Source organism: Algoriphagus sp. NF (assembly GCF_028823735.1).
Lineage (GTDB): Bacteria > Bacteroidota > Bacteroidia > Cytophagales > Cyclobacteriaceae > Algoriphagus > Algoriphagus marincola.
Genome location: NZ_JAPEIB010000015.1, coordinates 17314 through 33462 on the forward strand (window position 1 = coordinate 17314; position 16149 = coordinate 33462).

The window sequence follows — 16149 nt, forward strand, 5'->3', positions numbered from 1 at the left end:
AACCGCTGTAGGGAAGCCAAAGATGACAAAAAAGAGGAGTTTTTTCAACCAAATTTTATATTACCTCCAGAGGCATCCATTGGCGCTTCTTTCTTGGATTTGGGTGACTCTTGTACCTTTTTTGGGCAGCTTATGGGTGGTGTCAAATTATACTTTCTTTTCTGAAATCCCGATAAGCGGTTTTTCTTCCCTGAGTCTTTACACTCTCATTGCAGCCCTTGCTATGGGACTAGCTTTGATCCCCACTACACTTACCTCCTTGTTAACCGGCTATTGGCTCGGATGGATAGGTTTTCCGATTATGGTTTTGGCTTATTCCTTTGCCAATGTAATCGGCTATCTGCTTGGTCACTACCTTAATATAGATTTCAGAGATTTTGTTTTTCGAAAGTATCCAGATTTGGAATTAGCTTTTAAAAAACGAATGCAGCGAATCGGTTCTCTGATTTTCTTTGTCAGAATCAGCCCGGTAATACCTTTTGCAATTTCCAATTTCCTCTTTGCTTCGCTGAAGATCCCGCTCAAACAAGTACTGGTCTATGGTATCCCGGGAATGCTTCCCCGGACCTTGATGGCATTTCTTGCCGGAATTATCGCCAGTGATTTTTTGGAAGCCCGCGAAAACCTTCGAGAACCTTGGCAAATTCTTTTGGTATTCACCCTTTTGATTGCCAGTATCTGGGGGATATGGAGAAATTGGAAACTATCAAAGGCTTAGCGAAGTAGATACATTTTCCCATAGCCTTGCTTGAAGGCTCGATCTCCGGCAGAAGGCCGGTGTTCCATAAACTGGCCATTCTTTCTAATCAATACTCGGTAAATGTAAACTCCATTGGCTAGCTGATCTCCATATTCATCTCGTCCATCCCAGGCATATTCGGTGATATTATTTCCGATACGGATCGGCCCTAATTCATCCTGTAGAATTTCTCTGACCACCCGTCCTGTGACAGTCATGATCTGAATCTTGATCTCATCGGGAATTTCTGTTCCTGTCAGCGTGAAAACAAAGCGGACACTGGTGCTAAAAGGATTCGGATAAGGGTAAAAATTGGTAATTTGAGATTCATTGATTACTTCAAAATTAACCTGATATGGCTCCGGTGAATCTTCATTTTGAACTCGCAGCGTATATAAACCATCCTCTAATGGTCCGGGTTGGAAGGCCACGCGGAAGTCAGTATTCTCAGAAGCAGGCGTCCAAGTCAGATTAGGATTGGAGAAATTGATTCGTTCGAAATCACAGGATTCGCACTCTCGCTTAAGGAAAATATCCAATCCAACGGTATCCTTCTTCAACAAAATAGCTTGGTCATTTTTCAGGATGGCATTGATCATTACTGTAGGGGATACAATGTCCCCATCCATGATATAAACTCCGTCGAAATTCACATCCAGAATATCCTGGCTATCATCCCCTTCTACTTCAAAGTATACGCCTAAGTCCAGCTGATTATTTCGGAATGTCTGCTCGAGCTGTATCCTTGGATTGGCGAAAATCTCAATTTCATAGCTTCCGTTTTTCCCGACGGAATTAAACTCGATCGTCTCGCTGAGTCTCTCACCTGCTTTGAGAGCTGGGAATTTTTTGGAGAATCGCTCCACCTGCCTGGATTGACTATTGGTTATTTCCCAATTCACCTGAATAGAATCCAAAAAGTCATTTCTGGAAACATTCACAAATTCGTATTCCAAAATCCCAGTTTGTCCTTCAATCAATTTGACTGTTTCGGAGCGAGGATTTACCATTAATGCACCTTCCGGAACTCCAGTGTAATTCACCTGCCAAAAATTCAAGTCTGCCGGATCCGTGGATTCTGCATCTTGCATGCGATAACGAAGGCGGAGGTATGGATAAACTTCAGAATTGATAAATGAAAGGTCCAATTGCGAATCAGTCACTTCTGTAAGCAATACTTCTTCCTCTCCATTGGACTTGATACCGATGATATCAAAATTGGTTTCTTCTTCTTGGATCCAAGGTCTATCATTGATCTCCTGGACAAAGGCCTCCCAATTTCTTGCAGGACCGATTTGTGGTGTAATAATCAATCCCTCGCTTATATATCCTGTCAATTCTGTTTTGAAACTCAATGTTTGCTGGCTTGAAGGAACCTCAAAGTCAGGGTTGCCGATGATCTCAAGTGCTTCACCGGGCTTCATTCCTTTCCGTCCATACAGAATGTAGGGATCACCAGACTGCAAGTTCCGAAGAGTCACTTCACTGGCACCAAATTCCTTCAATCTTGCATAGGCTTGATCCGGCCAATCATCGAAATTGACACCTCCTACTGTGAAAATCACCACAAAATCTCCCTCTTCTACATTTTCGGTAAAATCATCCAAAATGGTCCTTCCGGGGGCTACTATCCAAGCATTTCTAATGCTCTGAATTAACTGAGGCGGTCGACCACATGATCTCCCATCCAAAATATCAAATCCCGGCACCGGTACTGGAAGGTAAGGTTGCAAGGTTTTCTGCTGAAAAGTCACCAAGCCCAAAGACCCATTTGGACAAAGTCGACTGTTAGCATTGTTGACATTGTCAATGATTTGCGGAACCTCATTTAAGAAAAATTGGGTATTTCTAAATGACAAACTATCTACTGCTGAACCCACCGTAAATACCTCAAAACCTAAATCCTGATCCAAGTACTTTAATCTTGAGGCATTTGAATTGACCTCTAGATTATTCAAAATATTCTCTCCAAACTGTGGTAATACCCGCTGAGTCCACCCCTCAGGACCATTACTGATGTAAGAAAATGAGGTAGTCGTCCAGGAATCAGTTTCACCTTGTCTTGGTTCCTGATATTTGGATCTCCAGAAATAAGTCACGGAATCAGGGCCCGTGAGTAATTCCACCGGCCAATTGAAAATTCCTTTAGTAGGAATTCGGATTTCTTTTCGATAGGCCGAATTGAAGCTTGCTGCAGTATCAAGTTGAACGATGACAATCCTTTCAGTTTCGTTTTTACCCGGGATTTGACCTATCAACTCCGCATTAGTTGAGTTTTCGATGGCATAGGCTTTAGGACTTAAGTGCAAAGTCCCACTGAGCGAAATAAATTGAGAAATACGAATCTGATTATTCGTCAGGGACATTTCCTCCACCTCCTGCTTGCTATTGACGATCAGTTCAAAGAAATTTTCTCCAGCTGAATTCACCTCCACATTTGGGATGGTGAAAAAGAGCGTATCCAACCTTTTTGTTGCCGGAATCTGGATTTCAGGGTAATTGATTACCGTCCCATCTGCCAGCTGTCTGCTGACTTTGTAATGAATAGAGTCAGAACTTGTAATCCCGATATTTCGAAGCACAAATGTCAGCTTCAGGCTATCCGTCAGGGTAGTAATGGGTTCATTTTCAAAGGTCCCTATCCTTGCCTCAGATTCTTCCAAATAATAATCGGGCTTATCGGCGGGGAAAAGTCGAGTAGCCGGATCTCCCAGTAGAATCATCTGCTCCATGTGGGAATAATTCAGTGGATTGAGGCCATATCGATTGACAAAATTGCCTTCCGCAGTCCGCTTGATCTCACCTACAGTTCTGAATATCTTGGCACTGTCAGCAAAAGCCTCCAAATAAAATTGCTCTGAATATCTTCGAAGAAATACGTCTACGCCAATGGATGAATTAGCCAGAATACCAGAAGCTCCTTTATCAGCTGTCATGACCCAGTCTTCTCCCTGCGTATAGTTAGTTCCGAAAGCACTTCCGTAATCACAGCCATTGAAGAGCATGATGGGATATTTCCCTTTATTTTGATAATTAATGGTAGGATCTGATGCAAAACCGATATCAATATCCAATATCGTAGGAGAGCCATGTCCAAAAAAAGTCACCAAAGAGCGTCCTTCATTTAAATCTCCTGTAATGTCAATTACCTCTACCACATTATTGGATCGCTTCCGGTAAGTGGTCACATTACCTCCTAAGAAATCAGATTCGGCGATAGCCTTAAATCCATTAAGGAAGCTGAAATATCGATCCAACTCAAACTCTGAAACCCCTCCTCCTAAATGGATGAGCTCTTTTTGCCAAGGTTCCGAAAGACCCAACTCATCCTTTTCAACAGCTTTATTTAAATAGATTTCAAGTTCCTGAGCATTCTTTGCTGGTATTCTTCCGATTGCTATCGCAGGCACGTTGGGGTTTTGGGGATCCAAATCGACCACGTACTCATTATCTGAAAAAGGATAACCTGCAACTGGCACTAAACTTTGAAAGGGAAACGCTGAAGGCCTATTTCGGTAGAAGTAAGTCACACCTGCCTCCCGAGCAGTTGAATAGATTGCAAGCGCCCTACCTGCTAGTAGCACATGAGAAGGTCTATGTGCGGGATAATATTCTTTCAAAAAATTATACAGGGCTACAGGGCTTTCTTCACCATAGGCATATTGATTATACATCTCCTCCATGAGTAGCGTGAGAGTATCGTAGCTGCCCCCTGTAGAAGATGTCCGGTGAGATGCATAAGCCTCCAATACATTTTCGAATTCCGTACCTGCTTTCTGCAACTCTCGATGACCAACCAAAAGATAGTTGGCACTTTGAGATAAATAATCTCTGAATCTCACACGCTCCAGCCTATCGACAGTCTGTATTTCGGAAAGGTTCTGGATTTTGATTTTACTTGCCTCAGTAGCTACTCCAGACTGTAGAACAAATAGACTTCCATTTTGGGTAATATTGAGAAACTCCGGATTACTAGGATCAGTGATTTCAAATGCCCGATACGCTGCTGCATCGCCGGGTAAAGAAATCCTAGACTCAGAAGCAGGGACGGAAATCTCCTCAGACAAAAAGTCAACCGATGGCTTGGACTTTTGATAATAAATCTGAGCGTAGGTGATCGAGATATTATCTGCAGATTCAGGACCTTGAGGGCTCACAGAGATTACTATATTTCCGTTTGGATCAAAATCCAAGAATTGTAGCGGAACTTCTAGCTCAAGCGATGAAAAACCTTCAAAAATAGCTTCCTGAAGTACTCGCTGTGTTCCGGCATTTCGACCAGCTCCAATTCTCACCAAATGAGGATTTCCTGACCGACCAGTTAGACCAATCACCAATCTAGGATTTCCTCCATTGACTACCTGGCCTAAATTTTCAAATGGAATATTCCGAACAGCACCCTTGGTAATTACGGTACTCATCCAGCCCTCTCCATTGTCATAACTAGATAGCCGGAATCCCAAGGTATAGCTTGCACCCAATGAAAATTGATCTCCAAAAACAACTTTACGACTACTCTCAAAGCTGGTGATTTCAGGAATACTGCCCGATACATCCGCTCTTTCAAGCATTCGTTTTCCAGTTCCTTCAGACTTGACGGTCAGGAAAAACGCCGTACTATCTGAGTGTAAATTAAAGTAGGGATTGGCTGGAAACTTATCTCGATAAAGCAGAGAATCTAGCGTAGCATCATTTCTCAAACCGTAAAACTCTATAAAATCACCACTTCCCAATTGTCCGTCTGCTTCACCCTCTACGAAAATGGCTACTTCTTTCCCCCGATGATACAAGCTCAGCTTTCTGGGGTCTAGAGAATTGAGGTTCAATCCTGCTGCTTCCAAAGACTCAGCTGGGATTCGGTGGACACCGTCTTTGGCTGTTTTAATCTTGTAATAGTCCTGCCCATAATTATACCATCGGGCTATCTGAGCCTGTGAGGATCCTACAGCAAAAAGGACCAAAGCAATTATCAATATGCGTTTCAGTAAGCCCATCCTTTATACTTTCTATCTTCCTCTTTGAGATTTTCTAATGAAACTTTCACACTAAAAATATGTGAATAAGGTGTCTCTGAAATATTTCCAATATCCGAAAGTGCATAATCGATTTGGAAACGCTGATTAATATTGAATCCCAAACCTGCACTAGGAAGGAAATTTAAACTTTCATTACCCTGAAAATCCTTGATGTACTGAAAATTACTCACTCCTGTACGCAGGAAAGCCACCTGCTTAAAACTCAGCTCCAAGCCAAGCCTTGGGTCAATACTCAGCAGAGAAGTAGAAATTAGCGTGTTTCTATTTCCATCAAAGGTCATATCCAGGTCAAGTGCTGAGACCAGACCAAATGTTTCTCCAAGCTGCCAGTAATAGCTGATGCTACTGATAGCCCTTGGCAAGGTGAGTTCCACGGAGTTGAGAGGCACTTCGTTATCTGTATCTGCGTAGATATCTCTTACCATCTCAGCATTATGAGCCCAAGCATTGAAGGTGGTGGTGATATCGCGCAGCATAAGGCCAACAGTCAGTTTATCCTTGTGATACATAGCTCCGATATCCAATCCGAAACCCCAAGCAGAGGCAAATTTTCCCACATTTCGGTGAATCACTTTGGCATTTGCCCCGACTTTGATTCGATCTGAAATCGCCCGAGAATACGTGAGCAAGAGCGCGTAGTCGGCTGCATTGAAAAACTGAATATTGTTGTAATTCAATGCACCGTTGGCGTCATATAAAAACCTAGTATCAGGAATATCATCAACTCCAAAGCGGATTAAAGAAACAGCAATTTGACTCTGATCCTTGATCGGTGTGGTAAATGCCAAGTAATCGTATTGAGCTATCCCCGCAAAATATTCAGCATGCATCAAGGTAGCCTCATAGCGATTTTTAGTGCCAAAAAGCCCAGCGGGATTCCAGTAGGAGGCCGTTACATCCCTTACGGCCGAAACCTGCGCTCCTCCCATTCCCAAAGCCCTAGCTCCTACCCCAATATTCAAGAACTCATTGGAATATTTTGGAGTAAGATCCTGTGCCTTCAAGGAGAACCCTGTTCCTAGAAGAGTGATGAGTGTAAAAATCCTTAGATAAAAGGCCTTCGATTGATTCACAAGGCCAAAATAACCAAATTCTTGTTAGATGGATTAATCTCAGAAATATTCCCTGGAGAAGCGCAAAAAAAATGTACGAGACCGAACACTTTTTTGTACGGTTCTCTACATTTTTTTATACACAAAAAGTCCAAGGGCAGGGCGCTCTTATTTTTTTCAAAATCTTTCAAATCCTACAAAAACCTCATTTAAACAACCCAAATAGGGATTTTTAAATGGTTTTCAATTCGAAACTCCCTACTTCATGCCTAGAATTAGGCATTACAAGGTAGCTTGGAAAAGATTGGTATCATTTTTCATTAATTATCAGCAAGGCAAATATCTTTTCAGTGAATAGAAGAGAATATTTTGGCTGAAAAAGACTATCACCACTATCGACATGAATATAGCCAACACACAAATTCAAATGAGAAAGGGACTACTAGAACTCTGTGTCCTTCATATCATTTCGCGCGATGAAGTTTATACCTCTGATCTTATAGAGGAACTAACTCAAGCGCAAATGATCGTAGTCGAAGGCACATTGTACCCTCTTCTCAATCGTCTCAAAGCTGCGGAGCTGGTCAAATACCGCTGGGTAGAATCTGAATCTGGGCCTCCGAGAAAGTACTATTCTATTACAGAACAGGGCAAAGAATTTCTCTCTACCCTACAGGAAACCTGGCAATCCATCTTGGATTCCACCCAAATGATCACCCGAAAAAAATAATCCAAGACCAAAGCAGAAGTAGTCGAAAAAAGAAAAAATCATGAAATCGAGCATTACTCAAAAAATACTAGGGCCAAAGCCCTTATCGATTGAAAATCCCATGCGAGATTCTCCCGAATCGAGTTCGGGACAAGCTTTGTGACCTCTTAAAAAAAATCACACACATGAAAAAGACCATAAGTATCAACATAAGCGGAATTTTATTCCACATCGAAGAGGATGGCTACGATACCCTTCGAAAATATCTCGATGCGATCAATAGACATTTCTCCTCTTACTCCGATAATCAGGAAATCATTTCTGATATCGAAAACAGAATTGCGGAGATTTTTCTCAGCAATCTTAAAAACAACAAGCAGGTAATCACTGCGGAAAACGTAGATAACCTCATCAAGAAAATGGGGACTATTGCAGATTTCGTCTCCGTAGAACAAGAAGAAGAAGCTGCTCCGGAGAAAGAAGAAACTACGCAAGAGGACTTCTATAAATACGTGACTCCTCCAGGAGATGAGAAGCAAGGGTATAAAAAACTCATGCGATCCGAACCCAAGAAAATTCTGGGAGGTGTATGCGCCGGAATCGCTAACTACTTCAGGATTGACCCGCTTTGGATTCGTTTGATTGCGCTTTTATTGCTCTTCAGCGGTCAGTTTAATAGCATATTCGAAGGCCCTGGCTTTTGGATTTTTGATGAGGTAAGATTTAAATTCTCATTTGGCTTCTTCACCCTGGTAGCCTACATCGTGATGTGGATCATCCTTCCAGTTAGCTATGATTATGAAGAAGATAAGTCGATCAAAAAGCTATACAGAAATCCTGACGACAAGGCCTTAGGAGGCGTAGCGAGTGGCTTAGCTGCTTATTTCGGAGTCGAAGTACTTTGGGTCAGATTGGCCTTCGTATTCCTTACCATAGCCGGTGGTTCCGGAGTATTGATTTACCTGATCTTGTGGATTATCACGCCGGTGGCCCTTTCCATCACTGAGCGAATCAAAATGAAAGGTGGGGAAATCACCTTGGATAATATTGATTCGACGCTAAAGGAAAACATGAACCCTATTCCTCCTCAGCCAGAATCTTCTGCAAAGAGAATTCTGATGGCACCGTTCCGGGTTTTGGGACAAGTAATTGAGGCAATAGGAAAAGCCTTAGGACCTTTGGGTAAATTTCTATTGGTAGTCTTTCGGGTCATATTTGGGATGATCGTCTTCTTTATTGGACTATCATTGACCATTTCACCTTTGATCGTACTAGCCTTCTTCTTTGAGTATCTCAATCCAAATGATTATGTCATGACGACAGGGGAAGTTCCTTTTGAGCTATTCACCGGAATTGTACCTAGTTGGCTAGCCATTAGTTCATCCTTCTTGATGATTATACCTGGTGTCATCTTTATGCTTCTTGGACTGAGTGTGCTGATTCGCAAGAATCTGGTTGCTAATCGATTCGGATTGATCGCATTTGCTCTTTGGCTCCTATGCTTGGGGATAGCTTTATTCCAAGTCCCAAGAATAGTCAGTCAATTCAAAAACGAAAATCGATATCAAGAAACTGAAATTATTTCCGCAACCGGTGGGACGATGGTATTGACCTTGGATAATCAAGCCGAAGATCCAGATTTTAATGAGGTCAGCCTTAAGCTGATCGGAACTCCCGATTCCTTAGTAACGCTAGAGAAGGAGTTTTTCTCCAGAGGAAAAACAAAGGCTGAATCATTGGAAAACGCAAAACTACTGTCATACAACATCAGCATACAAGATTCTGTAGTGACTTTCCCTCCTGGATATGATTACAGCGCTATTGAGATCTTTAGAGGTCAGCGCGTCAGTCTCACCATGTCAATCCCTTATGAAAAACCATTCATTATGGATCGATCTCTTTTGGAAATTCTCCGAAATACTATCTATAGAAATGGGTATAGAAATCGAGACGTACAGGAAGGAAATACTTGGGCCTTCAATGAGGCGGGCTTAGTTTGCCTTACCTGTGAAATTCCAGAAGTCAGTGATGAAGTGGATTATGAAGAGGAGGAAGATGCCGAAAACGAGGATCAAAATGAAAGTACGAGCAGAGAGACCTTAGACAGTCTTTCGAGGGCTAAATACCTGCAGCGACTCGATTCTCTTGACTAAAAAAAGAGGGACATTCCTAGCCGAGTGTCCCTTTTTTTGTAACTTCTCCAAAAAAAGATCAGATGAACATCAGCGCAAAATTTTTAGGAGGAGCAGGTTCAGTGACCGGTTCAAAATATTTGATTGATACTGGTGATTTTGAGTTTTTGGTGGATTGTGGGTTGTTTCAGGGAAGAAGAGAACTCAGAGAGCGAAACTGGGACAAATTCCCCATGCCTCTTGACCAAATGGAGGCAGTCATCCTTACTCATGCACACTTAGATCATATCGGATACCTTCCTCGTCTGGTAAAGCAAGGCTTCAATGGTCCGATATATTGCACAGAAGCCACCGCAGAATTAGCCAAAATTCTACTGTTGGACTCTGGAAAGCTCCAGGAAGAAGAAGCTGAATATGCAAGAAAAAAAGGCTACTCCAGACATGACAACCCACAGCCACTTTACACCGCAGAAGACGCTGAGGCTGTATTTCCGCTTTTCGTTACACAGGATTTCGAAAAGCCCTTTTCCATTCACCCCAAGATTACCGTCACCTATTATCATGCAGGTCATATTCTAGGTGCAGCCATTGTCAAAGTTTTGATTGAAGGAGATACCCAAAAAAAGCGACTAGTTTTCTCTGGTGACTTGGGCAGGTTCCATGATCCGATTTTGTACCCTCCTACCCTTATCCCAAAAGCTGATATTCTCTGGATCGAGTCAACTTATGGAGATAGAATTGCAACAAAATCACGCCCTGGAGAAGAATTGGCAGCTGCAATTACAGACACTTTTGACAGAGGAGGTTTGGTGATCATCCCTTCTTTTGCAGTTGGCCGTACCCAGCTGGTGATGTATCATATTTTTCAACTGATGCAAAAGGGAAAAATACCTAAAGTCCCTGTTTTTGTTGACTCCCCTATGGGTATCAATGCGACAGAGCTTTACATGAAGTTTCGAAATGATCATCAACTAAGTGCTGTACTTGAAGAGGAAGATGCTCATCCTTTTGATCATCCACAGCTCAAATACTATCGAAAACAAGAAGACTCAAAGTCATTGAATGAATTCAGAGGGAACGCGATCATTATTTCCGCCTCGGGGATGGCGACAGGTGGCCGGGTACTTCATCATCTATACCATCACCTTCCAAACCCAAAGAATGGGGTGATTTTCGTTGGTTTTCAGGCCGAAGGAACTCGTGGTAGGAGACTTATTGAGGGCGAAAAATTTATTACCATTTACGGAAATCAAGTGCCAAATGAAGCCAAAATCTATCAAATAGACGGATTGTCTGCACATGCTGACCAGGAAGAATTGATGGAATGGGCTGAAGGCTTTACCGAAAGTCCTAAAATAACTTTTATCGTACATGGAGAGGGGAAAAACTCCGAGGAATTGGCACATAAGTTGGACTTCGAACTAGGCTGGAGAACGATTATTCCAAATTACCTAGAGTCCGTTCTGCTTTTTGAAAATATTTAAGCCTACAAACATGTCTTCGAAAATTATCATAGCACTTCTTCTAATTCCCATTCTTATGACAAATTCCTGCAAGCCTCCACTTTCTGACGGTCAGGGAATACAGGGGAAAGTCACTTGGCTCGAGGGAAATCAAATGCCTATGATAAGCGAAGACGGAAAGTCCTCTGAAGTCAATCCAAAAGGAGTACCGGCAGAGCGAATGCTGCTGATTTATCCTTTGACTAACCTATCCGATGCGGCGCGAGAAGGAGCTTTATTCAGTAGAGTAAAAGGTGAGCCGATTGATTCTGTCCAGTCCGATGCAGATGGTAAGTACAGCATTCAGTTAGCTCCTGGAACTTACTCCATTTTTGTGAAGGAGGAAGAAGGCTTGTTCGCCAATATGTTTGATGGAAATGGAAGTATACAACCTGTTGTCGTCAAAAAGGCCGAGTGGACTACGTTGGATATCATCATCAATTACAAAGCATTCTTCTAAATGCTTAACCTACCAAGGCAAAACTTTAGTGGAATTCAGCGTTTCAAGCTTGATAAAAGTATGGCGTAAAAGCTATGCTAATTCAAACACCATATTTTATTCACTGATTTTCAGTTATTTAAATATTTTTTTAACTTATTTTCACGCTGCATGCAACCAATTTTTCAAAAGTAACATCTACCTCATTGAAAGCCACCAAGAATGTTATTTAAAACCAACTATTCTTCAGACGAAAAGCTAATCAAGGGATGCCTCAAAGGAGACCGTTCGGCTCAGCGGGCATTGTACGATAGCTATTCAGGCAAATTTCTGGCGATATGCCTTCGCTACCTGAAGAATAGAGAGCATGCAGAGGACGTAATGATCGAAAGCTTCATGAAAATATTCGAAAAACTACCTCAGTACGAGGGAAAAGGCAGCTTCGAAGGCTGGATGAAACGAATCGTCGTCACTCAGTCCCTCATGACTTTGAGAAGTAATCGCCATCTCATGATGGAAGTACATGTGGAAGAAGATCATCAATATGAGCACTTCCACTACGAAAGTACAGATCTCGAAGCAGAGGATTTAATGGACATGGTAGAAAGCCTACCTGTAGGATACCGGACAGTCTTCAACCTCTATGCAATTGAAGGCTATGCACATCAGGAAATTGCAGATCTACTGGGAATCAGCGAAAGCACTTCGAAATCCCAACTGAACCGTGCAAGGAATGTATTGAAAGAAAAAATCGCCAGTCAACAACTCATAAAAAAGAGAATCAATGGCTAAGAATAAAGAAAACTTGGATATGATTTTTCGGGAAAACCTGGAGAATCACGAAGTCAAACCCAGTCGATTGGCTTGGGAGAGACTTGAAAACCAGTTGCCTAAGCAAGAAAAGAAATCAGCCCCTTTTGTATGGTGGGCAGTAGCTGCAGCAGTGGTCTTATTACTTACCGTCGGTAGCCTCCTTCGCAGAACCGACAGTCCAATTGAAGAACAAAACCTTCTTTCGGAGGAAATCACCGAGCCGAACTCTGTGGAAACTCCACCAGTAACTATCGCTGAAACAGAAGAAGCTCAGAAAACTGATGAAAAGGAATCAAGTATTAAAATCATTAAGGAGGAAGAATCGCCAAGAAATGAGCCAAAACCACCTGTGAAAAATGAATTCCAGACTCCTCAAAACCTGATTGCGCAAGCGGAGACGGAAATCGAAGAACCAAAAGTCCGAGAAGAATTACCTGAAATCAGAATCAACAAAGAAGTAGAACTACCAAGTGTATCAACTGCAGAAATCAACCAAGGTCTATTGATCGCTGAAGCAAAACCTGTAGAAGAACCGGCATATCGAGTGACCATCATTTCCGACGGAATCAAAGAAGATAAAAACCTGATCGCTGATATCGGTCGAAAAGTCAATCAAGTAGAAGGTCTTTTGGGGAAAGTCGATGAAGGCTTTGCAAATCTACAGGATGCCAAAAACAACTTGTTTACTGCCCTGGTGACTCGAAAAGAAAAAGTAACTGAAGAATAAAAAAACCACCACCTATTTATTTATACAAAAATGAGAAAGTACCTGCTATTATTCTGCCTGATGGCCCTTGTGCAAACTGCTTTTGCATACAACAGCTTGCCATCCAATGATCACCTGATCAACAAAGACTCTGTGATAGTCGAATTCGGAAAATCCGGTAAAGTCGTGATTATCGTCGAAAATAAAGAAGATTTTGAACGACTTAAATCGATGGATATCAATGAGATAATCAGATCCCTGGGTCTTGAAGAAGATGAAGAGACTGGCGAATTGACTATCGTAGAAATCCGTAAGAAAGATGGATCGACCAAAGAAGTGGTGAAAGTACGAGAAGATGGACTGGAGACCGAAGTGCAAATCGGAGGTATGCGCGTCTATGTAGATGAAACAGGCGCCAATACCAAAGTCAAAATCGAAACCAATCGGTCCAAAAAGGAAGAACCCGCTTTTCGAACCTTCTTTAATGTGGACCTTGGCGTCAACAATTACCTCGACGCAGATGGACAATTTCCAACTTCAGACAATCCCTACGCAGTCAAAGGTTGGGGAAGCTGGAATGTGGGACTGAACTGGATGGCTGCCCAGCGTATTTCCAAGGGATTTTACTGGAATTTCGGTGTAGGCTTTCAGTTCTACAACTTCAAGTTTGAAAATCGAGACTTCCAAGCAGTACGAGGAGACGACATGATTGAGTTTACTCAGCGTACAGATGTAGACGGGTTCAAGAGCAAAATTTCAGCTTCTTACCTTACTGCCATGACCATGCTGGAATTGGACTTTGGGAGAATGAATGATAATGGGAGAAGAGGACTTCGAATCGCAGCAGGACCCTACGTAGGTTACAGATTGGGAGGTCAATCTAAATTTGTCTACCGCGAACTTGGAGGCTCAGGACGTAAAAAAGACAAGCAAAATACCGGCTTATACCTTAACAATTTGCGTTATGGCGTCCGGGGAGAAATCGGAGTAGGACGATTTACTTTCTTCTCCACTTATGACCTCAACAATCTTTTCCAAAACGGAAAAGGCCCTGAATTGAATCCGATTACATTTGGCATCGTATTCTAAACCACTCATTATAAGATTTTTACCAACTATCAATACAAAACCAATGAGAAAACTACCACTATTTATCCTAGCTCTTGTGATTTTTGCTTCGGGAACTTTTGCACAATCACAGGATACCACCAAAAAAGTGGAAAAGACTTTAGACTACACCATCATGGGCAAAAGCTGGACTGTCACCAAATACGCAGATGGCACCAAGCTCATAGAATGGGAAGAGGATAACCAGCTTGACAATGACTCCGAAAAGTACATCCGAAAGTCTACCAATAAGTTTTATTACAACTTTTTGGAAAGTGAAATAGGTCTCAGCATGTATCCAAATGATAAGGGCGCACCGCAGGTGAAACCTTGGGGAAGTTGGTATGTATCACTTCACTCTGTAGGTACTTGGAAGGCCAGTAAAAACTTCCATCTTCGATCCACACTGGGAGTGAATTGGTACAACTTTAAATTCGAGGATAGAGGTACTATCGCAGTGAGAAATCCTGATGGGCTTGACTTTGTCAACTTTGAAGATTTACCAAACGGTCCTGAAGGTGTACCTACCAAATCGAAAATTTCTGCTTCCTATGCCACGTTGACCCTAGTACCTACTTTTAGAACCAATGATGGCAATTTCAGAATTGGTGCTGGTGGCTATGCTGGATTTAGACTAGGTGGCAGAGGTAAATATGTCTATGACGACTTGGATGGTGATAAGCAAAAGGTCTTTACCAAATCCAACATGTATGTTGAAAACTTCCGGTACGGCCTCCGAGGAGAAATAGGTGTCGGCGATGTGACCTTTTTCTTCAATTATGATTTGAATGACTTGTTTCAGCCGGGCTTAGGACCTGAATTGCAAGCGATTAGTTTTGGACTTCGAGTAGATTAAAACCAATAACACACTATGAAATCGAGTATATCGGAGTTAACACACTTCGAAATAATTGTAAACCATACGAGATTCCATGTGACCTTTGAAAAACAAATTAAAATCACATGAATAATATTTTGAAAACTTTCAACCTCTATTTTGCACTACTTCTGATAGGAAGTAGTGCTTTTGCACAAAATGTCCTTGTGGACGTCAACAAATCCTATTCAAATATCGAAAAACTCGAAATTGAGGGTGGTTGGCTTGAAGTGACTTACGAAGGAGGCTTCGGAGACGAAGTTCAGGTAGAAGCATATCTAGAGTCCAATGACGAAGATCAGGACATCGTATTTGTCACGCTAGGTAATGTATTGAAAATCAAGTATGAGCGCGGAAGTCGCACCGTAAGCTGGGGAAACTCCAAAAACAATGGATACATCCGGATCAAAGGTCCCGAATCCATTCAATTGGACGTCCAAAACAGCTCAGGAAGTGCCAAGATCAGCCGGGTTAATTCCGAGACGACTCGTCTCAAAGTAACTTCTGGTAGAATCACTGCCGAAGATATTCAGGGGGATTTAATTATCGGTGGAACCTCAGGTAATTTAATAGCTTCGATCATTGGTGGCAACGTCACTGCATCCTTGACTTCAGGTCGAGGGGAAATCTCACAAGTAGACGGAGATGTTTCTTACAAATCCACCAGTGGTTCATTAAACGCTTCTGATATCAGAGGCGAAATCAACGTGCAGTTTACTTCTGGGAGAGCTGAACTAGAAAATATCGGTGCACTCGGCGCCTTGAAATTTACATCCGGATCGATGCGAGCTGAAAATGCCGGGCTTGGCCCAAATACCAGTTTTTCAGGTTCTTCAGGAAACTTCCGAATTCAAACCAATTCGAACCTGGAAAACTTCAATTTTGATCTGAGCGCATCTTCCGGTAACCTACGAGTAGGAAACTCTAGGGGTAATAAAAGTCTAGAACTGGATAATGGGGCTGCCTCATGGGTCAAAGGTAAGATCACTTCAGGAAGCATTTCCATTGAAAACTAAACCAACTATTTAATCACAAAA

At 42.2% G+C, this 16149-nt stretch carries 12 protein-coding genes; 10 read left to right on the forward strand and 2 right to left on the reverse strand.

All coding sequences use genetic code 11. The features are described 5' to 3' along the window. The first annotated feature begins 139 nt into the window (after window positions 1-139). Window positions 140-718: a TVP38/TMEM64 family protein gene (locus OU792_RS08975; RefSeq protein ID WP_166669411.1), complete on the forward strand. Its 579-nt coding sequence runs from the start codon at window positions 140-142 to the stop codon at window positions 716-718. On the opposite strand, the gene porU2 is transcribed toward OU792_RS08975, so the two are convergent. Both porU2 and OU792_RS08985 read right to left on the reverse strand, forming a co-directional pair. Further along, window positions 715-5733 carry a putative type IX secretion system sortase PorU2 gene (gene porU2 / locus OU792_RS08980; RefSeq protein ID WP_274669981.1) on the reverse strand — a complete coding sequence of 1673 codons (5019 nt, stop codon included), beginning with the start codon at window positions 5731-5733 and terminating at the stop codon, window positions 715-717. The genes OU792_RS08975 and porU2 overlap by 4 nt on opposite strands. Then, window positions 5721-6818, reverse strand: coding sequence for a putative type IX sorting system protein PorV2 (locus OU792_RS08985; RefSeq protein ID WP_446698886.1), 1098 nt, complete (start codon window positions 6816-6818; stop codon window positions 5721-5723). The genes porU2 and OU792_RS08985 overlap by 13 nt, the downstream gene beginning before the upstream one ends. A 409-nt stretch (window positions 6819-7227) precedes the next feature. On the opposite strand from OU792_RS08985, the gene OU792_RS08990 reads away from it, so the two are divergent. The 9 genes from OU792_RS08990 to OU792_RS09030 all read left to right on the forward strand — a co-directional run bounded on the left by OU792_RS08990 (window position 7228) and on the right by OU792_RS09030 (window position 16128). Then, window positions 7228-7557: a PadR family transcriptional regulator gene (locus OU792_RS08990; RefSeq protein ID WP_024284937.1), complete on the forward strand. Its 330-nt coding sequence runs from the start codon at window positions 7228-7230 to the stop codon at window positions 7555-7557. A gap of 164 nt (window positions 7558-7721) precedes the next feature. After that, the gene (locus OU792_RS08995; RefSeq protein WP_274669982.1) at window positions 7722-9689 is read left to right on the forward strand and encodes a PspC domain-containing protein; all 1968 of its coding nucleotides are present in this window, start codon (window positions 7722-7724) and stop codon (window positions 9687-9689) included. A gap of 62 nt (window positions 9690-9751) precedes the next feature. Continuing rightward, window positions 9752-11152: an MBL fold metallo-hydrolase gene (locus tag OU792_RS09000; protein ID WP_274669983.1), complete on the forward strand. Its 1401-nt coding sequence runs from the start codon at window positions 9752-9754 to the stop codon at window positions 11150-11152. Window positions 11153-11207: 55 nt separating this feature from the next. After that, window positions 11208-11630, forward strand: a complete 423-nt coding sequence (locus OU792_RS09005) for a carboxypeptidase regulatory-like domain-containing protein (protein ID WP_274669984.1) — start codon at window positions 11208-11210, stop codon at window positions 11628-11630. Window positions 11631-11831: 201 nt separating this feature from the next. Further along, the gene (locus OU792_RS09010) at window positions 11832-12401 is read left to right on the forward strand and encodes an RNA polymerase sigma factor (protein WP_026945318.1); all 570 of its coding nucleotides are present in this window, start codon (window positions 11832-11834) and stop codon (window positions 12399-12401) included. Further along, entirely contained in the window at window positions 12394-13149 is a 756-nt protein-coding gene (locus tag OU792_RS09015; RefSeq protein WP_274669985.1) for a hypothetical protein, read from the forward strand. Before OU792_RS09010 ends, OU792_RS09015 begins: the two co-directional genes overlap by 8 nt. A gap of 30 nt (window positions 13150-13179) precedes the next feature. After that, a complete protein-coding gene (locus OU792_RS09020) occupies window positions 13180-14217 on the forward strand; it encodes an outer membrane beta-barrel protein (RefSeq protein ID WP_274669986.1) in 1038 nt (345 codons plus the stop codon). A gap of 43 nt (window positions 14218-14260) precedes the next feature. Beyond that, complete coding sequence (locus tag OU792_RS09025) at window positions 14261-15091, forward strand: outer membrane beta-barrel protein (RefSeq protein ID WP_274669987.1); 831 nt, start codon at window positions 14261-14263, stop codon at window positions 15089-15091. A gap of 107 nt (window positions 15092-15198) precedes the next feature. Further along, on the forward strand, window positions 15199-16128 hold the full coding sequence (locus OU792_RS09030; RefSeq protein WP_274669988.1) for a DUF4097 family beta strand repeat-containing protein: 930 nt from the start codon (window positions 15199-15201) through the stop codon (window positions 16126-16128). Window positions 16129-16149: the final 21 nt, after the last annotated feature.

What these genes read in the sequence shown, in the direction of transcription:
- porU2 (WP_274669981.1), bottom strand. Translation starts at nt 5,733, where the DNA reads ATGGGCTTACTGAAACGCATATTGATAATTGCTTTGGTCCTTTTTGCT.
- OU792_RS08990 (WP_024284937.1), top strand. Translation starts at nt 7,228, where the DNA reads ATGAATATAGCCAACACACAAATTCAAATGAGAAAGGGACTACTAGAA.
- OU792_RS08995 (WP_274669982.1), top strand. Translation starts at nt 7,722, where the DNA reads ATGAAAAAGACCATAAGTATCAACATAAGCGGAATTTTATTCCACATC.
- OU792_RS09000 (WP_274669983.1), top strand. Translation starts at nt 9,752, where the DNA reads ATGAACATCAGCGCAAAATTTTTAGGAGGAGCAGGTTCAGTGACCGGT.
- OU792_RS09005 (WP_274669984.1), top strand. Translation starts at nt 11,208, where the DNA reads ATGACAAATTCCTGCAAGCCTCCACTTTCTGACGGTCAGGGAATACAG.
- OU792_RS09010 (WP_026945318.1), top strand. Translation starts at nt 11,832, where the DNA reads ATGTTATTTAAAACCAACTATTCTTCAGACGAAAAGCTAATCAAGGGA.
- OU792_RS09015 (WP_274669985.1), top strand. Translation starts at nt 12,394, where the DNA reads ATGGCTAAGAATAAAGAAAACTTGGATATGATTTTTCGGGAAAACCTG.
- OU792_RS09020 (WP_274669986.1), top strand. Translation starts at nt 13,180, where the DNA reads ATGAGAAAGTACCTGCTATTATTCTGCCTGATGGCCCTTGTGCAAACT.
- OU792_RS09025 (WP_274669987.1), top strand. Translation starts at nt 14,261, where the DNA reads ATGAGAAAACTACCACTATTTATCCTAGCTCTTGTGATTTTTGCTTCG.
- OU792_RS09030 (WP_274669988.1), top strand. Translation starts at nt 15,199, where the DNA reads ATGAATAATATTTTGAAAACTTTCAACCTCTATTTTGCACTACTTCTG.